Genomic DNA, 22,193 nt, shown 5'->3' with positions numbered 1-22,193 from the left:
GCGAGCAGAAAACAGACTTGCCAGAGGGGAAAAAGTGTGGTATAAAAGAAGAGTATTAGGCGAAAGCCTCGATCCACGTTTGTCAGGGAAAATCCGACAGACGTGGTTTTCTTTTTTTACAGGAAAAGAAAGGATGGGTCTCTATGAAGCGAAATCTGGGCCTGGATCTTTTGCTGGTGGTACTGGGAAATGCCCTGTACGCCTTCGGCGTGGCGGCCTTCCTGCTGCCCGGCGGACTGATCACCGGGGGGACCACCGGAATCGCGCTGTTTGTGCGGCACTGCTTTCCGATCTCGATCTCCGCGTTCGTGCTGGGCTTCAATGTGGTGATGCTGCTGCTGGGGCTGGCGGTGCTGGGGCGGAAGTTTGCAGCCACCACGGTGCTGAGCAGCCTGCTCTACCCCGTGCTTTTGGAGCTGTGGGAGCGCGTGCTGCCGGCACAGGCCATCACGCAGGACGTGATCCTGTGCACTGCCTTCGGTGGAATGTGCATCGGCGCGGGCCTGGGGATCGTCATTCGCACCGGAGCGTCCACGGGTGGTATGGACATCCCGCCCCTGGTGCTCAACCGACTCTTTCATCTTCCGGTGGCGCCCATGCTCTATGGATTTGATATGGTCATCCTGCTGCTCCAGGCGCTGTTCAGCGACTGGGAACAGATTTTGTACGGGATTTTGCTGGTCTTCATCTATACGGCGGTGCTGAACAAGGTGCTGGTCTTGGGCCAGCAGAAGGTGGAGGTCAAAGTGGTCAGCGAAAAGGTGGAGGAGATCCGCCGGGCTGTCCTCTCCCAGGTGGACCGGGGCGGGACCCTTCTCCAGAGCCGCACGGGCTATATGCTGCGGGAGACCGAGATGCTCCTCTCCGTAGTCTCCCCCATGGAGCTGGGGAAGGTGGAGCGTCTGATCCATGACATCGACCCGGAGGCATTCCTGATCGTCAGCCGGGTCAGTGAGGTGAGCGGCCGGGGCTTTACCCGGGCCAAACGCTATCTCGCTTCGGCCGAGACGGGCAAGTAACTAGAATAAAAAATACCCCTTCCCATTCACACACCCGCCGGGGTGGACTTTGAGGCGGCCCGCCGTCTGGGCGTCAAGGCAGTATGGGCCCTGTCCCTGCCGGGAAAAGTGGCGCCGGTGACGGCGGCCAGAGCCATCAAGAGTACCATCTATAATATCCTCAACGAATTGGGAGTGTGAATATGGAAGAGATCCATGTGGGATTTGCCTTTACCGGCTCTTTTTGTACTTACGCCAAGGCCATGGAGACCCTGGAGCGGGTGGCGGAGCGCTATGGCAGCGTGACGCCCATTGTCTCCGAACGGGGGGCGGGAACCGACTCCCGCTTTGGCAACGCCGCTGATTTTGTGGCCGAGATGGAGCGCATCTGCGGCAAACGGGTGGTGGACTCGGTGGTCAAGGCCGAGCCCATCGGGCCCAAAAAGCTGCTGGATGTGTTGGTGATCTGTCCCTGTACCGGGAATACACTGGCGAAACTGGCCGCCGGGATCACCGATTCCTCGGTCACTATGGCAGCCAAGGCCCACCTGCGCAACGGGCGGCCCCTGGTACTGGCGGTGGCTACCAATGACGGTCTGGCCGGGGCAGCCCGCAATATCGGTACGCTGCTGGACAAGAAGCACGTCTATTTTGTCCCCTTCGGCCAGGATGATCCGGAGCACAAGCCAACCTCTCTGGTGGCGGATTTTGACCGGGTACCTGAGACCATTGACGCCGCCCTCTGCGAGAGACAGATCCAGCCAATTTTGCTGCGGGAATGAATTCCGAAACCGGAAAAGGAGCGCTTCTCTGCCCGAATTTGGGGTGGAGCGGAGCGCTCCTTTTTCTTGCCATTTTCATAGAGGCGTGGTAGGATAAAAGAGCTCGCGGCCCCCCAATACTTTGCAGGGGGAGGAGAAGTACCCGCGATGGATGCGGGAATGGATATCAAGAGCAAAAGGAGTCGTTTTCATCTATGATCGCATTTCATACACCGGAACTGGCAGACAAGTCCTGGGTGGACAAGCTGCTGCTGGGGGCGGATTCCAGAGGATGTGAATACAGTTTTACCAATCTCTATACCTGGCGCCACGCGTTCCACTATGCCATCGCCCCGGTGGAGGGATTTCTGGCGGCCCGTCTGTGCGGAAGGCTGGGGTGCAGCTATCTCTACCCCGCAGGGGAGGGGGAGGTAGAGCGGGTGCTGCATGCACTGGCCCAAGACGCCGATGAGCGGGGGGAACCCTTCCGCCTGGTCTGCCTGTCCAAGGAACAGGCGGAAGGACTGGAGGCCCGTTTCCCCGGATGCTTTCAGATCGAAGCGGACCGGGACAGCTTTGATTACCTCTATGAGATCGATCGGCTGACGGAGCTCCCCGGCAAACAGCTGCATGCCAAACGAAACCACATCAATGCTTTTATCCGTGCCTTTCCGCACTGGACCTATGAGGAGATGACTCCGGCCGTCCTGCCGGAGTGCCTGGAGATGGACAAGGAGTGGTACCGGCGCAGCCGGGAGCGGGAAGGAGCAGCGGAGGCCGGGGATCTGGGCAATGAGGGGCTGGCCCTCCGGGATGCCATTGCCCACTTTGAAGAGCTGGGACTGGAAGGCGGCGTGATCCGGGTTTACGGAGAAGTGGTTGCCTTTACCATGGGGGACCGGCTGGGAAAGGACTGCTATGACGTCCACTTTGAGAAGGCCTATAACGAGCTGCGGGGCGGCTACACGCTGATCAACCGGGAATTTGCCCGCTGGGTCCGAAACCGCTATCCCGATGTGCGTTATCTCAACCGGGAGGATGACATGGGTGTCCCCGGGCTGCGGAAGGCCAAGGAGTCCTATTATCCTGACTGCATGGTGGAAAAATACAGCGCTACGTTGAAAAAAGATACAAAATTTTGATAAACTAGCGCGATAAAGCGGCGGGCTGTTACTACAAAAAAGTACGAGGGGCCTAACAAATGTCTCTTGACTGAGGACATAATTTAAGATAAAATATAAAAACTGCGTAAAAGTAGGGCGCAGAGGGCCTCAGAAGGGTTAGAATGGAACGAAAACTGAAATAATTTTTCAAGCATCCGGGCGCTTGAAAAGTGGTTTCAGATTCACTCATTCACCGGAAAGAAAGGCCCTCTGAAACAGAGTGGAGAAAGAAAGTTTAGGAAGTGAAGAAATGGCAAAGTACATATTGAAGCGAGTCGTTATGGCAATCATTACGGTCCTCATCGTGTCCTGTGTCACCTTCCTGCTGATGATGTCGGTGCCTGGCAGCCCGTTTGCCTCGGAAAAAGCGCTGACGCCGCAGCAGCAGGCCACACTGGATGCAAAGTACGGCTTTGACAAGCCGCTGCCCATTCAGATGGTGAATTACCTGAAAAATGCGCTGCACGGCGATCTGGGCGAGTCCCTGAAGATGCAGAAGGGACGCCCGGTAGCCGAGATCATTGCGGATATGTTCCCCATCTCCGCCAAGATCGGCGTGATCGCCCTGGCCTGGGCTGTGGTGGTCGGTATCCTGCTGGGCTGTTTGGCCGCCTATTACCGAGGGAAGTGGGTGGACAGCCTGCTGCGCGTGGTCTGTACCTTAGGTATCTCCATGCCGGGATTTGTCGTGGCCTCGTTCCTGCTGATCCTATTTTGTTCCCCGGTGGGACCGGAGCTGCTGAAGAGTTTTGAACTGACCGCCATCTTTAACCCGGATCTGGGCGCCAAGGCCTATTTCATGCCCTGCTTCGCACTGGGCCTCTATCCCATGTGCTACACCGCCCGGCTGACCCGGTCTTCCATGCTGGACGCCATCAATCAGGAGTATATCAAGACTGCCCGGGCCAAGGGCCTGAAGGGCGGCAAGATCATCTTCAAGCACGCCCTGCGCAACGCCCTCATCCCCGTCATCACCTACCTGGGCCCCCTGGTTGCCTTCACCCTGTGCGGCGGCTTCGTGGTGGAGAGCGTGTTCTCCATCCCCGGCCTGGGCCGCTATCTGGTGCAGTCCATCACCAACCGCGACTACTTTGTGATTATGGGCACGACCATCTTCCTGGCGACCTTTGTGGTCCTCATGAACCTGGTGGTGGATATCATCTACAAGCTGGTCGATCCCCGCATCGATCTGACGAAAGGAGAGTAACCAATGGCGAATCGAAAGAAAAAACCGGTCATCGGCTCTCTCCAGCCCGATGTGGACTCCATGCTGGATTGGAATACCCTGACCAACGATGATTTTGCGCCTGCCTCCAGTGAGGAGAAGGCCGACTTTATTCAGCAGCGCAAGAGCGTGTCCTACTGGTCGGACGCCTGGCGCCGCCTGCGCAAGAACGTGGTGGCCATGGTGGCTCTGGGCGTCATCGTGCTGCTGATCCTCTTTGCCTTTGTGGGCCCCATGCTGGTGCCCTATGGGTATGAGCAGCGCAACCTGGGCGCCGAGAACCTCTATCCTCACCACTACACCCTGGAGGAACAGGAGCAGTACCGCCAGGCTACCAGCACCCTGGACCCCCAGGAGGCGGTGGAGCAGGCCCGTGCCGAGGCTGAGGCCAAGGGCGAGAAGCTCACCAGCCGCGAGGAGGCTCTGATCCGCGCCAAGGCCAAGACCGGCGGAGAGTATGCCGGTATGTCCGAGGAGGAGGTCTATGCCGCCCTGGGCATTCACAGCCATCCCTTTGGATACTCCAATGAGGAGCTCGAGCGCATCGCCAACGGCGAGAAGGTGTTCCCCCATGTGTTCGGTACCGATAAGCTGGGCCGTGATATCATGGTGCGCACCATGTACGGCACCCGGGTGTCCATGACCATCGGTCTGGCCGCCGCCTTTATCGTGCTCATCATCGGCTCTCTGTACGGCTCCATCTCCGGCTACTTCGGCGGCAAGGTGGACGTGGTCATGCAGCGCATCGTCGACGTTATCTACTCCGTACCTGAGGTGCTGGTCATCCTGCTGATCTCCACCAGTATGAGCCCCCATATCACCCAGTTTATCTCGGACCATCAGGGCAACGCTCTGGCGGAGTTCATGCGCACCATCGGTCCCAACCTGATCGCCATGTTCATTGCCTTCGGTCTTCTGTACTGGGTCAGCCTGAGCCGCATCATCCGCGGTCAGATCCTCCAGCTCAAGCAGCAGGAGTATGTCACCGCGGCCCGGGCGCTGGGCGCCTCCGGCGGACGCATTATCCGGCGCCACCTGCTGCCCAACTGCATCGGCCAGATCGTGGTGACCACCTGCCTGCAGATCCCCTCCGCCATCTTCCTGGAGTCCTTCATGTCCTACCTGGGCGTGGGCGTGTCCGCCCCGCTGACCAGCCTGGGCTCCATGTGCCGGGACGCTCTGAGCGGCTTTACTACCTATACCTACCGCCTGATCATTCCGGCTGTCATCATCAGCGTGATGATCCTGGCCTTCAACCTGTTTGGCGACGGCCTGCGCGACGCGCTGGATCCGCGCCTGAAGAAGTAAGAGAGGAGGAGCGAGCATGGATCGGAACAAAGAGAACGAGGAGCGCCGGGACGGGCAGCTCCACACCGAAGCACCGGCCAGCGGCGAGAAGCTGCTGGAAGTGAAGGACCTGCGGGTCTCCTTCTTTACCCCCGCCGGCGAAGTCAAGGCCGTGGGCGGGATCAGCTATGAGCTCAACTACGGCGAGGTTATGGGCATCGTGGGCGAGTCTGGCTCCGGCAAGAGCCAGGAGGCCTACTCCATCATCGGCCTGCTCCAGTCCCCCGGCAAAGTGGTGGGCGGCTCCATCCATTTTGAGGGCCGGGACGTCCTTGCCTTCAACAAGGATCAGATGACCCAGTTCCGGGGCAGCGAAGTGGCGATGATCTTCCAGAACCCCATGACCTGCCTCAACCCGGTCTACACCGTGGGCAACCAGCTGGTGGAGGCCCTCAAGGCCCACGACAAGAAGATCTCCAAGGCCGACGCGGAAAAGCGCGCCATGGAGATGCTGGAGCTGGTGGGCATCAACAACGTGGAAAAGCGGATGAAGCAGTATCCCCATGAGTTTTCCGGCGGCATGCGCCAGCGCGTGATGATCGCCATGGGCCTGATCTGCCATCCCAAGCTGCTCATTGCCGATGAGCCCACCACCGCTCTGGACGTGACCATTCAGGCCCAGATCCTGGAGCTCATGAAGGACCTGCAGAAGAAGACCCAGATGGGTATTATCTTCATCACCCATAACCTGGGCGTGGTGGCGGAGATCTGCGACAAGGTCTCGGTCATGTACGCCGGAAAGATCGTGGAGCAGGGCAAGGTAGACGATATTTTCTACCGCACCGGTCACCCCTATACCATGGGACTGCTGCGCTCGATGCCCCGTGTGGACGCGGAGAGCCACGAGCGCCTGATCCCCATTGAGGGTACCCCTGTGGATATGCTCAACCCGCCCGAGGGCTGTCCCTTTGCGCCCCGCTGCGAGCACTGCATGAAGATCTGCCTGCAGAAGATGCCCCCCTATGTGGAACTGGGTGAGGGCCACCGCGCCGCCTGCTGGCTGCGGGTGCAGGATGAGCTGAAGAAGCAGAGAGAGGAGGGCGCGCAGAATGGCTGAGGATAAAATTCTGCTGGAAGTCCAGAACCTGAAGAAATACTTCCCCGTCAAGGGAACCAAGGGCCCCGGCGTGCAGGCGGTGGAAAATGTGTCCCTCTTCATCCGGAAGGGTGAGACCCTGGGCCTGGTGGGCGAGTCCGGCTGTGGTAAGACCACGCTGGGCCGCACCATTTTGCAGCTCCATGAGCCCACCTCCGGCAAGATCGTCTATGACGGAGAGACCATTTTTGAGGGCGCCGATCCCTGGCAGAAGGACGCCCAGGGCCACGCCACCCGGGTTAAGGTGGCCAAGCCCAAGATGGTGAATATGCTGCCCTACCGCCGGAAGATGCAGATCATCTTCCAGGATCCTTCTGCCTCTCTGGACCCCCGTATGACGGTGGGAGAGATCATCGGCGAGGCGCTGGATATCCATAAGCTCTACGCCAGCAAGGCCGAGCGCACTGATCGCATCAAGGAACTGCTGGGCATGGTCGGACTGAACACCGAACACGCCAACCGCTATCCCCATGAGTTCTCCGGCGGCCAGCAGCAGCGCGTGGGTATCGCCCGTGCCCTGGCAGTGAAGCCCGAGTTCATCGTCTGTGACGAGCCCATCTCCGCACTGGACGTGTCCATCCAGTCTCAGGTGGTCAACATGCTGGAGGATATGCAGAACGAGATGGGGCTGACCTATCTCTTCATTGCCCACGATCTCTCCGTGGTGCGCCACATCTCCAGCCGCATCGGCGTAATGTATCTGGGTTCCTTGGTGGAGCTGGCGGAGAGCTATGAGCTCAACAAGCACCCCCTCCACCCCTATACCAAGACCCTGCTCTCCGCTGTGCCGGTTCCCGACCCCGAGGTCAGCCGCCAGCGCCAGCGCATCGTCCTGGAGGGTGACATTCCCTCTCCCATGAATCCCCCGACGGGCTGCCGGTTCCATACCCGCTGCCCCTATGCTACCAAGGAGTGCAGCGAGGCCGCCCCGGTTTTCCGGGAGGTGGAGCCCGGTCACTGGGCCGCCTGCCATCTGCTGAACAAGTAATTTTCCTGTCCGCGTAGATTGGACGTATCTGCCGTGGGAAAACGGGGATAAGCACTGTTGGATATGTGACTATTTTGCAGAGAATTTTGTTGCATCCAATGGAGTGTCATTGTATTTAAATGCAGAATCCGCGCGGAAAGGCGAAGAAAACCCGAGTTTTCTTCGCCTTTCCTTCCTATTACGGGTTAACAATTTTGAAACATTTTACTTTACAAGAGTAATGCACCGTGGTATAATCAGCCTCGGATTCCACCGAAACGCTTTTGTGGAAGAACATCTGTCCGGCTGAACAGGACAGAAGATGACCGTGTATCACGCTGGAAAGGCGAGAGGATACAAAAAAACTTTGGAGGTTTTCGCAATGAAGAAGACGAAACTTCTGGCTCTGGGCCTGTCGGTCGCCATGACCGCCTCCCTGCTGGCCGGATGCGGCGGCACTGAGACGGCTCCCACCGGGACCACTGCTCCTGAGAACAGCGGCGCTCCCGCTGCCGAAGGCGTCAGCATGAGCGTCTGTGTGGCCAGTGAGCCCGAGACCATGGACCCTGCTCTGAACCGTACCGTGGACGGCGGCATCATGGCCCATCACCTGTTTGAGAACCTGTACAAGTGGGTGGACAGCGCCGAGGGCAACAACCCCGACGGCGGCGCCACCGCCGTTCTGGACCTGGGCATGGCCGCGGAGGAGCCCGAGGTGGTCGAGAATGCCGACGGCACCTACACCTGGACCTTCAAGCTGCGTGAGGACGCCAAGTGGTCCGACGGTCAGGCTGTGACCGCCAACGACTTCGTGTATGCCTGGCAGCGCCTGGTCAACCCCGAGCTGGCTGCTCCCTACAACTACATCATCGACATGGTGGTCAACGCTATGGAGATCCGCAACGGTGAGAAGGATCCCTCCGAGCTGGGCGTCTCTGCTCCCGACGAGCACACCTTCGTGGTCAACCTGACCTACAACTGCCCCTACTTCAAGGAGATCTGCGCCTTCCCCTGCACCATGCCTCTGCGTCAGGACGTGGTAGAGGGCAACGCCAACTGGACTCAGGATCCCGCTACCTACATCTCCAACGGCCCCATGAAGCTGGAGTCTTGGTCTCACAACGCTGAGATCGTCATGGTTCCCAACGAGAACTACTATGACGCTGCCAGCGTGACCGTGAGCAAGCTGACCTTCAAGCTGATGGACGACACCCGCGCCATGCTGACTGCCTTCAACAATGGCGAGCTGGACTTCGTCAACAACGTCCCCGTGGACGAGACCGCTACCCTGCTGGCCAACGGCTCCCTGATCGCCGGTGACTACCTGGGCACCTACTACATCGACTTCAACAACTCCAAGGCTCCCTTTGACGATCCCCGCGTGCGTCAGGCCTTCAACCTGGCCATTGACCGCAACTACATCGTGGAGAACGTGAGCCAGGTGGGCGAGATCCCCGCTGACGGCTGGGTGCCCTACGGCGTGTATGACGCTGCTGGCCCCGACGGCGATGACTTCCGCACCACCGGCGGCACCTACTGGAGCGTTGCCCCCGAGGACTACGAGGCCAACTGCGAGAAGGCCCGCCAGCTGCTGGCTGAGGCCGGCTATCCCGACGGCGCCGGCTTCCCCGCTGTCACCTACCTCTACAACACCGATGACAAGCACAGCGCTATCGCTGAGGCCCTCCAGTCCATGTGGAAGGATGTCCTCAACGTGGACGTGACCCTGAACAACCAGGACTGGAACGTGTTCCTGTCCACCCGCAGCGAGGGTAACTACAACATCTGCCGTGACGGCTGGATCAGCGACTACAACGATCCCGTGTCCTTCCTGGATATGTTCATGACCGGCAACGGCAACAACAACGCTCACTACTCCAACCCCGAGTATGACAAGATCATGACCACCGTGCTGAGCGACTCCGATGCCGAGGGCCGTATGGAGCTCATGCATCAGGCTGAGGATATGCTGATGGAGCAGGATTGCGCTATCGCTCCCCTGTACTTCTACACCCAGCCCTACATGATCAACAGCAATCTCAACGGCATGTACTACACCCCCCTGGGCTTCTTTATGTTCACCCATGTGACCTCCAAGTAAGACCTGAGGGCTGTATAAAACCTGCATAAGAATGAAAACGGCGAGGCCAGTGGCTTCGCCGTTTTCTGCTAGAAAATGTCATACATATCCAGAATACGGTCCGATTGTCGACACCATGCACAAGAGCAAGGGCGGGAAGACGGCAGACTTGGTCATATTCATAAATATGCAAAAAAGACTTGCATTTTCATGAATATGGTGTATAATCATAGCATATCAATCCAACACCGGCCGGCACGGGAAAGACTGGCCGCGAGTTGCTCATGAAGGAGAAGATGAATATGAAAAAGTTCTTTGCTCTTGGTATGGCCGCGGCGCTCTCTCTGAGCCTGCTGGCCGGTTGCGGCAGCACTTCCAGCGCCCCCAGCGCCGATCCTGGCGCCGCCAGCCCTGCGCCCACCGAGGAGACCGGAAACACCTGGACCTCTGTGGAGGATCTGAAGGGTAAGAAGATCGCCGTGCAGGAGGGCACCACCGGCAACGATATCGCCAAGGAGATCGAGGGTGCCGAGGTCAGTGCCTTCAAGGCTGCCACCGCCTGCGCGATGGAGCTCATCAACGGCCGGGTGGACTGCATTATCATCGACACCAATCCTGCTCAGTCTCTGGTGAACGCCAACCCCGACAAGCTGCAGCTGCTGGACTTCCCCGCCTCGGAGGAGAGCGAGACCTATGCCATCGCCACCCAGAAGAATGAGGAGGGTGCGGCTCTGGCTGAGGAGTTCAACGCCGCTATGGAGACTCTGAAGGAGAATGGTACCTTTGACGCCCTGGTGGCCAAGTACATCTCCAAGGAGGAGGACGCCACCCTGCCTGAGCTCGCCCCTGTGGAGAATCCCAAGGGCACTCTGGTGATGGGCACCAACTGTGAGTTTGAGCCCTTTGAGTACCTGACCAGCGACGGCCAGCCCACTGGCTTTGATGTGGATTATGTGAAGTACCTGTGCGCCGAGATGGGCTATGAGGTGACCGTGGAGAACATGGACTTTGATGCCCTGATCCCCGCTCTCCAGTCCGGTCGGATCGACTTCATCGCCGCCGGCCTCACCAAGAATCCCGAGCGTGAGGAAAACGCCAACTTCACCAACGGCTACTATGAGGCGGTCCAGTCCATCGTGGTGGCCAAGTAAGAACACAGTCTGAATCAGGGAAGCCTGCGCCGCTCGGATTGGCGCAGGCTCTCCTGCGCTTTTGAATCTTTCCAAAACAGAGAAAAAGGAGGCGGTATCCCCATGGATATCCTGAATTGGTTTGCGGATTTCGGGGACAAGCTCTACCAGGCATTCCTCTTTGAGGACCGCTGGAAGCTCTACCTGGACGGCATGGGCGTCACACTGGGCATCACACTGGGCGCGATTCTCATCAGTACGGTGCTGGGCATGGTGCTGTGTCTTATGAAGCTCTCCAAGCACGCGGTGCTGCGGGGGCCTGCCAAGGCCTACATCGACATCATCCGGGGGATCCCCGTGGTGGTGCAGCTGCTCATCATGTACAATGTCATCCTGCTGGATGTGACGGACAACAAGATGGTGGTGGCCATCATTGCCTTTGGTCTGAACTCCTCGGCCTATATGGCGGAGATCTACCGCTCGGGCATCAACGCCGTGGAGAAGGGACAGATGGAGGCCGGGCGCTCCCTGGGGCTGACCCAGGCGCAGACCATGTGGCACATCATCTTCCCCCAGGCCCTCAAGAACTGCCTGCCCACCTATACCAGCGAATTCATTGTCCTGGTGAAGGAGACCGCCGTGGTGGGCTATATCGCCCTGGTGGACCTGACCAAGGTGTACTCCTCGGTACAGAGCATGACCTATGACGCCTTCGGCCCGCTGTTTATCATTGCGGTGGCCTACTTCTGCATCACCAAGGTCCTTGCCGTCATTTTCGCTGCTATGGAAAGGAGGCTGTGCGCCAGTGATCGACGTTAAGAATCTGTCCAAGTCTTTTGGACACATCCACGTGCTCAAGAACATCAATGAGCACATCTATCCCGGCGAAAAGGTGGTCATTATCGGGCCCTCCGGCTCGGGTAAATCCACCTTCCTGCGCTGCCTCAACCTGCTGGAGACGCCCACTGAGGGCACCATCTCCTTTGAGGGGACGGTCATCAACGATCCCAAGACCGACATCAACGCCATCCGCCGGCAGATGGGCATGGTCTTCCAGCATTTTAATCTCTTCCCCAATATGACCATCCGGAAAAATATTACCCTGGCACCGGTCCAGACCAAGCGCATGGGGCAGGAAGAGGCCGATGAGACCGCCCTCAAGCTCCTGGAGCGGGTAGGACTGAAGGACAAGGCGGAAGCCTATCCCAACCAGCTCTCCGGCGGTCAGAAGCAGCGTATCGCCATCGTGCGGGCGCTGGCCATGAAACCCAAGGTGATGCTCTTTGACGAGCCCACCTCCGCCCTGGACCCCGAGATGGTGGGTGAGGTGCTGGACGTCATGAAGGAGCTGGCCAACGAGGGCATGACCATGGTGGTGGTCACCCATGAGATGGGCTTTGCCCGCGAGGTGGCCTCCCGGGTGCTCTTCATGGATGGCGGCAACATCCTGGAGCAGAACACGCCGCAGGAGTTCTTTGCCAACCCCAAGGAAGCCCGCACCATCGAATTTCTCTCTAAGGTACTGTAAGGAAAAGGCCCCGGACATCCTGATGGATGTCCGGGGCCTTTGTCATGTTCTGTATGGAGTTATTCCGCAGAGATCATATAGTAGTAGACGGGCTGACCGCCGGAGAGCAGGTTGACCTCGGCGTTGGGACAGGCCGACTGGAAGATGGAGAGCGCACGCTGGGCATCCTCCTCGGTCACATCAGAGCCATAGAAGATGCTGATGAATTCCGCGTTCTGCTGGGGCTCCGCCTGGGCCAGACGCTCCAGCAAGGCGTCCAGATCCCGGTCGGTGCCGAAGAGCTGATGCTCTGCCAGGGCCAGATAGTCGCCCTGCTTGATGGCAAAGCCGTCAAAATCCGAATCCCGGGCGGCATAGGTGATCTCGCTGGTAGCCACGCGGCCAAAGGCCTCGGTCATGGCGGCGATGTTCTCCTCTTCGCCGGCGTCCGGGTCCATGGAGAGCAGGGCAGAGATGCCCTGGGGCACTGTCTTAGTGGGGAGGACCACCACCTTTTTGTCCTCGGCCAGGGGGATACACTGCTGGGCAGCCATGATGATGTTGCCGTTGTTGGGCAGAACAAAGACGATCTCAGCAGGGGTCTTGTCGATCTCGCGCATGATGTCATCGGTGGAGGGGTTCATGGTCTGACCCCCCGAGATGATGCCGTCCGCGCCCAGATCGGCAAAGACGGCGGCCAGTCCCTCGCCGGCGCACACGGCCACCACGCCATACTTCTTCTCAGGGGCGGCTTTGGCGGGGGCGGAAGCGCAACCCTGCTCCAGCTCGGCCTCCACCGCGTCCAGATCGTCGGTGCTCTGGACATGCTTGCCGGCGGCCAGATCCTCGGCCTGGGTGCGCATGTTCTCAATCTTGGCCAGCTCCAGCACGCCGTATTTCTGGGCCTCGTTCAGGGCGTCGCCAGGGGTATTGGTATGGACATGGACCTTGAAGGCATCATCGTCCTCACCGATGACCAGACTGTCACCGATGCTGTTGAGGTAGGCCTGATAGGGGGTCAGATCCACATGGCGGTTGGTCTTACGGACGATAAAGACGGTATCAAAGGCAAAGGTGATCTCCTCTTCGCTGAGCGCGGCGAAATCGGCCTTCTCTTTGACGGTGCCCTCGTCCTCGGTCTCAGGCATGGGGAGGCCCCGCAGCTCATCCAGCATACCCTGGAGGATGACCAGGAAGCCCTTGCCGCCGGCATCCACGACGCCGGCCTTTTTCAGGACGGGGTTCTGGTTGATGGTGTCGTCCAGAGCCACATGACCTTCCCGAATGGCGGCCTCCAGCACCACCTCGGGGGTGGCATCCTCCCGGGCGGTAGCGGCCGCCTGGGCAGCGGAGAGACGGGATACCGTGAGGATGGTGCCCTCGGCGGGCTTCATGACCGCCTTATAGGCGGCGGCCACGCCGAAGTCCAGCGCAATGGCCAGATCCCGGCCGTCGATGGTCTCCTTTTCCTTGACAGCCTTGGCAAAGCCGCGGAAGAGCAGGGAGAGAATGACGCCTGAGTTGCCGCGGGCGCCCCGCAGCAGGGCGGAGGCGTTGGTGGAGGCCACCTCACCCACAGTGCCGGCCGGCTTCTTTTTCAGCTCGGTGGCCGCCGTGCCGATGGTCAGGCTCATATTGGTGCCGGTGTCTCCATCGGGCACCGGGAAGACGTTGAGTTCATTGATGTGCTGCTTCTGGCTGTTGATAGCGGCGGCAGCATGAATGAGCATACGGGCCAGCAGCGCCCCGTCGATGGTATCTCTCATGTCGGTGTTCCTTCCTTTCGATGCATAAGGCCGATCAGCCGATGACCATGGAGTCGATGCAGACATCCACGCTCTTGACTTCCACGCCGGTGGTGCGGCTGACGATATAGCGGACCTCACTCATGATGGAGCGGCTGACCGCCATGAGGTTGACCCCGTTGTCCACAATGATGTGCAGTTCAATGGAGACAGTGGAGTCGTCGTTGTATGTGACTTTTACGCCCTTGGACATGGACTCCCGGCGCAAAAGGTGCACCAGACCGTCGGTCTTGGAGCGGATGGCCATGCCCTTCACGCCGTAGCAATTGGTGGCGGCCGCACCGGTGATGTTGGTGAATACCTCACTGCTGATGCGGATCTCGCCCTTTTCGGTCTGCAGCTTCATAAAGGACCTTCCTTTCTATCCGAGCCTAAAACGCGTATGCGCCTGATTTCGGTTCATTGGTTTCTCTATTATATTCTATTTCCGACCAAACTACAAGGGAAAAAGTTTCAGATAATGATTGTAATTTGCCCGAAAAGCGTGTAAACTAGAGCTATCATTTGAGTAAGGAGGGGACGGGATATGAAAATCGCCCGTTTTGTGCTGAAAATTGTGGCTCTCTCTCTGACGGTCGCGGCCAGTGTCTGCTGCATCATTGCATATTGGGATAAGATCGCCGCCTTTTTTGCTGGAATCGGTGAGAAGCTGGAGGCAAAGAAGCCCTGCTGCTGCCACTCTGAGTTTGATGATTACGCCGACTGGGATGACTGAGATCATGCAGTCTGAGGCCGCCCGCAGGGGCGGCCTTTTTCCATAAAATGCGAACAGGAGATCGATCATGCACAACGAGCTGACGAAAAAGGACATACAGATGATGCGGGAAGAGCTGGATTATCGCCGCATCGAACTCCGCCCCAAGCTGTTGGAGGCGGTGAAGGAGGCCCGGGCCTTCGGCGACCTGAGTGAGAATTTTGAATATAAGGCGGCCAAACAGGAGAAAAACCGGAACGAGAGCCGCATCCGCTTTCTGGAGAATATGATCCGCACAGCGGTGGTCATCACAGATCGGGCGGGGGAGGACGCCGTGGGTCTCTACGACAAGGTAACCGTCTATGTGGAGGAGGATGATGAGACGGAATCCTACCAGATCGTTACCACCATGCGGCAGGATGCGCTTCACGGACTGATCAGCAAGGAGTCCCCGGTGGGCCGGGCCATCCTGGGCAAAAAGGTAGGGGAGCGGGTCCACATCCAGGTCAGTGACGACTATGGCTATGACGTCGTCATCCGCTCCATTGAAAAGGCGGGGGACGACGGCTCCATCCCGCTCAACGGGTTTTAAACAAGAGGGGCGTGTGCCGCAGAAGGGATTCTGCGGCACACGCCCTGTTTGATCTCGGGGACAGCTTATTTTTGCAGGGCCTTGCGGATGAGGTCCTGCCCCTCGGGGGAGCGAAGGGTATCCAATACGATCTTCCGCAGCAGCTCCTGCACCGGCTTGCTGGCCAGCACGGCATCCAGCATGGCGCCCTGGGGCTCCTCCTGCTTGGGACGCTTGGGCTTGGGGGGCGGGGTGGGGGTGAAGCCGGGCTCGTCATCGTTCAGGCTGACGCCGGACATCCAGTCCTCCTGGCGGGTGCGGTCACCGCTCTCCCCCCGGAGATAGAAGAGGGAGACGCCGAAATGGGCAGCCAGCTTCTCCTGCTGTTCTTTGGAGGGAGTCTGACGGCCGGTCTCAAACTTTTCAATGGAGCCCTTGGGGAAGCCCAGGGCGGCCGCCAGCGCGGGGCGGCTCAGATTGGCCTCGGTGCGGAGGGACTCGATGCGCTGTGCCATGGTTACCATCGTAAAAAACCTCCTTGATGGATGGGAGATAAAGAAAAATCCCTCTCCAGATGGAGAGGGATTTTGGAGCAGGTGACGAGGCTCGAACTCGCTACCTCCACCTTGGCAAGGTGGCGCTCTACCAGATGAGCTACACCTGCAAGCGACAAATGATATTATAGCCGCAGGGAGGGAAAAAGTCAAGCCTTTTTTTGCGTTTTTATGCCGATCAGAGACAGGGGGGAATTTCGTTCCGGTCCCAGGTATATCCCAGTGCCTCCAATGCGGCATCCGAGAGAAGCAGTACCTCCTCACCGGAGGCGTCCACATGGGCATACTGACCGGGAGAGAGCGTCAATACATTCCAGAAGTGTGGGGCGCCGTCCTTCACACCCTGTACCACCCGGCTCTCCAGTCCGGTCCGGTCGCACAGCAGCTGGAAGGCCAGGGCCATCCCCTCACTGTCAGCCTGGTGCTCCACAAGAGCGTCATAGGCAGTGGAGGCGGTGCCCGCCGGGGCATCCGTCACTTGCTGGCGAAGCAGAGCGTGGACGGCGCGGCCGCCCTGTGCGCCCGAGAGCTCTCCCAGCGTGTCAGCCAGCAGATCAGCCTGCCGGAGGAGGCTTTGGCTCTTCTGGCGCAGTTCCTCCACCGGGGCGGGATAGGTGAGGAGGATCTCCACAATGCGCTCTTGCCCACTCTCCTGCGGATAGAGGGTCACGGTATACTCGGGCATTCCAAAGGCCACCGCCGGGGCGTCATAGTAGGCCTGCTGGATCAGATGGGAGATATGGGCCTCATCCTCTGTAAAGTAGGCCACCTGGAGGACCACCTCGGGGGAGAAAAGAGAGAGCTGCTCCAAAAGGACCTGGCGGATGGCGCTGCTGCCCGTCACGTTTTTGATGCTCTGGATCTGCTCCAGTGTGCGGCGGTAAGTAATGTGGATGGTGGATTCATAGTACTTGACCACCCGCGTGCAGTCGTGCTCGATGTAGTCCACCGCATAGGCGCCCAGGGGCGCGTCCTTGGCCACCTCCAGGCAGGCGTTGTTGAGATCGGTCTCAACATCGCGGGGGTAGTTGGTCAGACGGATGACCCCGGTCTCCATGCCCTGATTGACAAAATAGAGCACGTCGTTGACCAGATCCTGATAGGTCTCGGCCTGGAGGACGTTGGAGTCGTCCGCGGTGACCGGATGTTCCGCATGGGGGGAGACCACCAGATAGCTGCGCTCCAACATGGAGGAACAGCCGCTCAGAGGGACCAGGCCCGCCAGAAGCAGGATAGAGAGGACAAGACGGTTTTTCACAGCGGGACTCCTTTCTCCCGGCCGGGGAAATGGATCAATAGCCCAGAGATTCGCCCACCAAAATCACTTCGGCGTAGGAAATGGCATTGGGCTTGCGCCAGAGCACGGTGAGGGCCTTACAGATACGCTGGGGGCTGTTGCAGTCATAGCAGCGGTCGCCCTTCGCGGCGCAGGGAGTCTGGACGCCCAGCCGCTGGGCATTCTTGGGGGAGGCGATATTCCGGGCCCGCCACAGGGCCTGTTCAAAGCTGCTCTCCACTTTATTGATGCCCACGATGAGATAGAGCTCTTTGTGGCCGTAGATGGTGGAGGCCACCCGGTTGCCGGTACCGTCGATGTTGATGAGTTCTCCGGTCTCGGCTACGCCGTTGACCGAGGAGAGATAGACCTCCGCTCCGGCGGCCTGCTCATGGGTGCTCCCCGTCCAGTGGGAGTAGAAGGTATTATGGGTGGGCAGACGGTCCACCAGGCCCATGTCCTTGATGGTCATGGAGCCGCCCATGCCGATGGTGCGGCCGTCCAGCTTGGCGTCCAGATAGTCGGCCGCCTCCTTGGCAGTGTCGAAATAGACGGCGTGGAAGCCGTTCTTCTCCAGGTTTTCACAGAGTTTCTTGATGTCAGCCATAGGTGAGCTCCTCCTTTGTCAGTCGATACGGATGTTACAGGGAATCGTGCTTGTACTCCCGGAAACCGTCTCCCAGCACCTCGTGGGCGTTGCAGACGATGAGGAAGGCGGACGGGTCGATCTCCTTGACCATGCGCCGGAGGGGAACGATCTGCTTTTGCTTGAAGGCGCACAGCAGAACTTTTTTGGGCTCCCCCGACCAGCCGCCCTCCGCATGGAGGAAGGTCACCCCTCGGTCCATCTCCCGGAAGATGGCCTTGGAGATCTCGTCGGGCTTGCTGGAGATGATATAGGCCACCTTGGCGCTGTCCAGACCGTAGAGCACCATATCCATCACAGCAGTGGAGATATAGAGGGAGACCACGCCGTACAGGGCGCTGGACAAGTTGCGGAAGGCCAGGGCCACCGCGGCGATGACCACCAGGTCCACCCCCATGAGGAGCTTACCCATGGGGAGCCAGGAGATCCGGAGCTTGAGCAGGCGGGCAAAGAGATCGGTACCCCCCGTTGTGGCACCCTGGAGCAGAATGATTGCCAGAGAGAGGCCGATCAGAATGCCGCCGAAGATGGTAGCCAGCATGGGGTCCATGGGGGAGAAGGGGACGGCCGCATTGAGCAGGTCCACAAAGATGGAAGAGATAAACATGGCGTAGAGAGAGGAGAGCAGCAGATGCCCGCCCAGCAGACGCCAGCCGAAAAAGAAGAGAGGGACGTTGAGCAGGATCACCAGTACGCCGATGGGCGCCCAGGGGAGGGCGGCGTTGATGATCTGGGCAAGGCCGGTGATGCCGCCGAAACCGATCTCGTTGGGGGCGTAGCACCAGTCAAAGCCCAGAGCATAGGCCGCCGAGGCCACAGTGATCCAGAGATAGGAGAAAAAAAGCTGACGGGCTTTCTGCTTCATGGGAATTACCTCGTTTCCGTGTCAGACATATCAGAGGATGGAGAGCTGTTCCTCCCCCCGGTCCTCCTCCTTGAGAAGGGCGCCGGCGGCAGGAAGGGCCCGGGGACGGTAGCGGCTCACCTGAACCACGGTGGTCTCCTCCAGCGGGAGGACCTTTTCTACCTTATATTTGGGCTTGAGGGTCATGACCGCCACACCCTGGGTGGAGCGGGTGGACTTGGGGGCCAGAACCGAGGTGTGGAAGATCAGGCAGCGGCCCTCACTGGAAAAGACGGCCAGCTCCCGGTCCTCGGAAAGCAGCAGCGCGGCGGCCAGGGGAGATTTGTCGGAGTAGGCTCCGGTCAGGCGCTTGCGGCGGGTCTGGGTCTTGTAGGAGGCGAGCTCTACCCGTGCCACCTTGCCGTTCTGGAAGAAGAAGAGCAGGTGTCCGGCGTAGTCGCTGGTGATGCAGGCCCACACCACGCTCTCCCCGGCGTCCATGCCCAGGCGGGTGGGCAGATACTCGCCCAGGACGCTGGCCTTGGTGTCTGCAAAGTCGGAGAGACGGGTCTTGTAGCACTGCTGCCGGTCGGTAAAGACCAACAGCTCGTCCCGATTGTTCCCCTCCCACTGGAGGAAGGGACCGTCTCCCTCCTTGTACTTCTGCTCCCCGCTCATGCGCAGGGACTGAGGGGTGATCTTCTTGAAGTATCCCTCCAGAGAGAGGAAGGCATGCACCGGATAGTCGGGGATCTCCTCCTCCGGGTCGGGGCGGGTCTCATTGGAGTAGTCGTAGAGGATCTCAGTGCGGCGGGGAAGGGCGTATTTCTTCTTCACCGCCTGGAGCTCCCCGATGATAACCTTTTTGATACGAGCGGGATTATCCACCAGATCCTTCAGGTCGGCGATCTCTTCGGCCAGAGAGCTGGTCTCCTGGGTGCGCTTGAGAATATACTCCTTGTTGATGTTGCGCAGCCGGATGTCGGCCACATACTCGGCCTGGACGGCGTCGATCCCGAAGCCGATCATCAGGTTGGGGATGACCTCGGAGTCCTCCTCGGTCTCCCGGATGATGCGGATGGCCCGGTCAATGTCCAGCAGGATCTTCTGGAGGCCCTCCAGCAGGTGGAGCTTTTCCTCCTTCTTTTTCATGACAAAGTAGGTCCGGCGGCGCACACCCTCCATCCGCCAGGCGGTCCACTCCTCCAGGATCTCGCCCACGCCCATGACCCGGGGCATTCCGCTGATGAGGATGTTAAAGTTGCAGGAATAGGCATCCTGCAGGGGGGTGGAGCGGAAGAGCCGGGCCATGAGCTTGTCCGGGTCAGCCCCGCGCTTGAGGTCGATGGTGAGCTTGAGGCCGTTCAGGTCGGTCTCGTCCCGCATGTCGGCGATCTCCTTGACCTTGCCCGACTTGATGAGCTCGGCCACCTTGTCCATGATGGCCTCCACCGTGGTGGAGTAGGGGATCTCAAAGATCTCGATGAGGTGCTCGGACTTGAGATAGCGCCACCGGGCCCGCACCTGGACCGAGCCGCGGCCGGTCTGGTAGATCTGGCGCAGGGTGTTCTCGTCATAGAGCAGCTCACCGCCGGTGGGGAAATCGGGAGCCTTGAGCAGGGGAAGCAGGTCGCAGCCAGGCTTTTTGAGCCAGGCGATGGTGGCGTCGCACACCTCCCCCAGGTTGAAGCCGCACAGGTTGGAGGCCATGCCCACGGCAATGCCCTGGTTGGCGCTCACCAGTACGTTGGGAAAGGTGGTGGGCAGCAGCGCGGGCTCCTGCATGGAGCCGTCGTAGTTGTCCACAAAGTCCACGGTGTCCTGGTCGATGTCCCGGAAGAGCTCGGCACAGATGGGGTCCAGGCGCACCTCGGTGTACCGGCTGGCCGCCCAGGCCATGTCCCGGGAGTAGACCTTGCCGAAGTTGCCCTTGGAGTCCACCAGAGGGTGGAGGAGGGCACCATAGCCCCGGGAGAGGCGCACCATGGTGTCATAGATGGCCGCATCGCCGTGGGGGTTGAGCTTCATGGTCTGGCCCACCACATTGGCGCTCTTAGTGCGGCTCCCACCCAGCAATTTCATCTGGTACATGGTGTAGAGGAGCTTCCGGTGAGAGGGCTTGAAGCCGTCGATCTCCGGGATGGCCCGGGAGACGATGACACTCATGGCGTAGGGCATGTAGTTGAGCTCCAGCGTCTCGGTGATGGGCTGCTCCAGCACCTCGGGCCGCAGGCCCATGACGTTGGGATTGTTGACTTTTTTGGCCCCGGTGTCCGGAGCTTTCTTTTTGGGCATGGTATCAGTCCTTAATTTTTTGCATCATATATTGCTGCTTTTTGATATACCGCAGTTCGTCTCTTAAAAGAGCATATTGTATCAAACGGCCAAGCAAATCCTGTATATCAGAATCTGACATAGTGAACAGATGATCATTCTTCAATGTCCCTAAGGCAACCTTGCCGTCTGCTCCTTTTAGGTAGGGAGCATGGGTAAATACGTAGTCAAGCACTTCTTGCTGCTTTACACTGCCGATATTTGAAACGGCCATTCGTCCACCGTGCCAAATGCGCACCTCATTTCGCTGCTGCAAAGCATAAGTATCAAGAGTGAGTTCCAAAGACATGTGGTGCTTTTCTTTGTCGTCAATGGAAACTACCAGACTGGAAGCGCCTTTACGAGTTCCCCAATGGGGATCATTAGTTGATTTTATTAAGCTAAAAATAGAAAAGCCAATTAATTTTGTGTTGCCATTGACATCAACCATCAACGTACGGTATGGGCCGCTAAAAGTGCCACCACCAGCATCTCCGAAAGCAGTATATCGGATACCCTGATCAGCAATCAATCGAAAATCAGCATTAGGAAATCCTGTACAGCGAGTAGATGGGTCCAAAAGACACTCAGCCAAATTGATAATAAAGGGTACCAGTGATCTGGGGGTATCCTGGCCTACATAATATTGGTTTTTTTGAGCATTATTATATGCTTGATCGCTACAAAGCTGATCAAATGGTGTGCGCTGATATTTTACAGGAAGATAGTCTTCAGACTTCAAGCCAATTTTTGTACACAGGGTATGATAAGAGGGTAATTGTGATACTTCTTGATATCGCTGTAGGGAATCATCCCAATAGTCCAGTTGAAAGACATGACCATTTGTTACAGCTGCAAAAGGAGCACCAAGTAATTCAGCATAATAATCAACCTGCTCATAAGTTTCAATGGTAATATGGATCTGCGGAGCTTTACATTCCACAACTAAAAGAGGGAGATTATCATAACCATTTACCAAGATATCAATACGCCCACGCTTTCCTGGAACAAAGTGGCAAACAGGAACTTCGACAGAAATGGCATCGGTAGGAATTTCCATTTTTTGAGTTAAAAAGTAAAGAATTTTTTGTCTGACGGTTTCTTCTGGTGTTTTTTTACGTAGACGCTTAGAGACTGGATCAAAATAACAAAGGACGCCATCATTTGACCAAGTTTTTGGGTCTTTAGTAACGTTTAAGTTAATTTGAAACATAGC

The 22,193-nt window shown here is 58.4% G+C and carries 21 protein-coding genes, 1 tRNA gene and 1 pseudogene; 14 read left to right on the top strand and 9 right to left on the bottom strand.

Annotated features, from left to right (window positions below; all coding sequences use genetic code 11):
- Window positions 1-143: 143 nt before the first annotated feature.
- The 12 genes and pseudogenes from GPK94_RS04375 (at window position 144) to GPK94_RS04325 (ending at window position 12,295) form a co-directional block, all read left to right on the top strand.
- Window positions 144-1,019, top strand: a complete 876-nt coding sequence (locus GPK94_RS04375; protein WP_101691052.1) for a YitT family protein — start codon at window positions 144-146, stop codon at window positions 1,017-1,019.
- 33 nt (window positions 1,020-1,052) lie between these two features.
- Window positions 1,053-1,199 (top strand): annotated as a pseudogene (locus GPK94_RS15950) (dipicolinate synthase); the annotation flags it as partial.
- Window positions 1,200-1,201: 2 nt separating this feature from the next.
- Entirely contained in the window at window positions 1,202-1,780 is a 579-nt protein-coding gene (locus GPK94_RS04370) for a dipicolinate synthase subunit B (protein WP_101691053.1), read from the top strand.
- 194 nt (window positions 1,781-1,974) lie between these two features.
- Window positions 1,975-2,901, top strand: coding sequence for a phosphatidylglycerol lysyltransferase domain-containing protein (locus tag GPK94_RS04365; RefSeq protein WP_215654697.1), 927 nt, complete (start codon window positions 1,975-1,977; stop codon window positions 2,899-2,901).
- Between the two features lie 271 nt (window positions 2,902-3,172).
- Complete coding sequence (locus GPK94_RS04360) at window positions 3,173-4,129, top strand: ABC transporter permease (protein WP_101691055.1); 957 nt, start codon at window positions 3,173-3,175, stop codon at window positions 4,127-4,129.
- Between the two features lie 3 nt (window positions 4,130-4,132).
- Window positions 4,133-5,455, top strand: coding sequence for an ABC transporter permease (locus tag GPK94_RS04355; protein WP_101691056.1), 1,323 nt, complete (start codon window positions 4,133-4,135; stop codon window positions 5,453-5,455).
- Window positions 5,456-5,471: 16 nt separating this feature from the next.
- On the top strand, window positions 5,472-6,551 hold the full coding sequence (locus GPK94_RS04350; protein ID WP_235964343.1) for an ABC transporter ATP-binding protein: 1,080 nt from the start codon (window positions 5,472-5,474) through the stop codon (window positions 6,549-6,551).
- Complete coding sequence (locus tag GPK94_RS04345) at window positions 6,544-7,578, top strand: oligopeptide/dipeptide ABC transporter ATP-binding protein (protein ID WP_101691057.1); 1,035 nt, start codon at window positions 6,544-6,546, stop codon at window positions 7,576-7,578. The genes GPK94_RS04350 and GPK94_RS04345 overlap by 8 nt, the downstream gene beginning before the upstream one ends.
- 361 nt (window positions 7,579-7,939) lie before the next feature.
- Window positions 7,940-9,658: a peptide ABC transporter substrate-binding protein gene (locus GPK94_RS04340; protein WP_215654695.1), complete on the top strand. Its 1,719-nt coding sequence runs from the start codon at window positions 7,940-7,942 to the stop codon at window positions 9,656-9,658.
- A 281-nt stretch (window positions 9,659-9,939) separates the two neighbouring features.
- Window positions 9,940-10,788 (top strand): transporter substrate-binding domain-containing protein, encoded by an 849-nt coding sequence (locus GPK94_RS04335; protein WP_235964344.1) that lies wholly within the window; start codon window positions 9,940-9,942, stop codon window positions 10,786-10,788.
- Window positions 10,789-10,890: 102 nt separating this feature from the next.
- Window positions 10,891-11,586, top strand: coding sequence for an amino acid ABC transporter permease (locus tag GPK94_RS04330; RefSeq protein ID WP_101691059.1), 696 nt, complete (start codon window positions 10,891-10,893; stop codon window positions 11,584-11,586).
- Window positions 11,573-12,295, top strand: coding sequence for an amino acid ABC transporter ATP-binding protein (locus tag GPK94_RS04325; protein ID WP_193538831.1), 723 nt, complete (start codon window positions 11,573-11,575; stop codon window positions 12,293-12,295). The genes GPK94_RS04330 and GPK94_RS04325 overlap by 14 nt, the downstream gene beginning before the upstream one ends.
- A gap of 59 nt (window positions 12,296-12,354) precedes the next feature.
- Here the strand turns inward: GPK94_RS04325 and GPK94_RS04320 are convergent, their stop codons facing one another.
- Together GPK94_RS04320 and GPK94_RS04315 are read right to left on the bottom strand one after the other, a co-directional pair.
- Window positions 12,355-14,040, bottom strand: coding sequence for a DAK2 domain-containing protein (locus tag GPK94_RS04320; protein ID WP_195279647.1), 1,686 nt, complete (start codon window positions 14,038-14,040; stop codon window positions 12,355-12,357).
- A 34-nt stretch (window positions 14,041-14,074) separates the two neighbouring features.
- On the bottom strand, window positions 14,075-14,425 hold the full coding sequence (locus tag GPK94_RS04315; protein ID WP_101691062.1) for an Asp23/Gls24 family envelope stress response protein: 351 nt from the start codon (window positions 14,423-14,425) through the stop codon (window positions 14,075-14,077).
- A 180-nt stretch (window positions 14,426-14,605) separates the two neighbouring features.
- Here GPK94_RS04315 and GPK94_RS04310 point away from each other — a divergent pair, with 180 nt between their 5' ends.
- Together GPK94_RS04310 and greA are read left to right on the top strand one after the other, a co-directional pair.
- Window positions 14,606-14,794, top strand: a complete 189-nt coding sequence (locus GPK94_RS04310; protein WP_101691063.1) for a hypothetical protein — start codon at window positions 14,606-14,608, stop codon at window positions 14,792-14,794.
- A 67-nt stretch (window positions 14,795-14,861) separates the two neighbouring features.
- Complete coding sequence (greA, locus tag GPK94_RS04305; protein ID WP_101691064.1) at window positions 14,862-15,365, top strand: transcription elongation factor GreA; 504 nt, start codon at window positions 14,862-14,864, stop codon at window positions 15,363-15,365.
- A 65-nt stretch (window positions 15,366-15,430) separates the two neighbouring features.
- On the opposite strand, the gene GPK94_RS04300 is transcribed toward greA, so the two are convergent.
- The 7 genes from GPK94_RS04300 to GPK94_RS04270 all read right to left on the bottom strand — a co-directional run bounded on the left by GPK94_RS04300 (window position 15,431) and on the right by GPK94_RS04270 (window position 22,190).
- The gene (locus GPK94_RS04300) at window positions 15,431-15,868 is read right to left on the bottom strand and encodes a helix-turn-helix transcriptional regulator (protein ID WP_215654693.1); all 438 of its coding nucleotides are present in this window, start codon (window positions 15,866-15,868) and stop codon (window positions 15,431-15,433) included.
- Window positions 15,869-15,932: 64 nt separating this feature from the next.
- Window positions 15,933-16,008, bottom strand: a tRNA-Gly gene (locus GPK94_RS04295).
- 68 nt (window positions 16,009-16,076) lie between these two features.
- Entirely contained in the window at window positions 16,077-17,156 is a 1,080-nt protein-coding gene (locus GPK94_RS04290) for a hypothetical protein (RefSeq protein ID WP_215654690.1), read from the bottom strand.
- Window positions 17,157-17,190: 34 nt separating this feature from the next.
- Window positions 17,191-17,781 (bottom strand): lactate utilization protein, encoded by a 591-nt coding sequence (locus GPK94_RS04285; RefSeq protein ID WP_215654688.1) that lies wholly within the window; start codon window positions 17,779-17,781, stop codon window positions 17,191-17,193.
- Between the two features lie 34 nt (window positions 17,782-17,815).
- A complete protein-coding gene (locus tag GPK94_RS04280) occupies window positions 17,816-18,685 on the bottom strand; it encodes a YitT family protein (RefSeq protein ID WP_101691068.1) in 870 nt (289 codons plus the stop codon).
- Between the two features lie 30 nt (window positions 18,686-18,715).
- Entirely contained in the window at window positions 18,716-20,959 is a 2,244-nt protein-coding gene (locus GPK94_RS04275) for a DNA topoisomerase (ATP-hydrolyzing) subunit A (protein ID WP_193538837.1), read from the bottom strand.
- 4 nt (window positions 20,960-20,963) lie between these two features.
- Window positions 20,964-22,190, bottom strand: coding sequence for a type I restriction enzyme HsdR N-terminal domain-containing protein (locus GPK94_RS04270; RefSeq protein WP_215654686.1), 1,227 nt, complete (start codon window positions 22,188-22,190; stop codon window positions 20,964-20,966).
- Window positions 22,191-22,193 lie beyond the last annotated feature (3 nt).

It is taken from the genome of Pseudoflavonifractor sp. MCC625 (genome assembly GCF_018784545.1).
GTDB lineage: Bacteria > Bacillota > Clostridia > Oscillospirales > Oscillospiraceae > Pseudoflavonifractor_A > Pseudoflavonifractor_A gallinarum.
The sequence above is the reverse complement of the archived record's forward strand: the minus strand, read 5'-3'. Positions and strand labels throughout refer to the sequence as shown.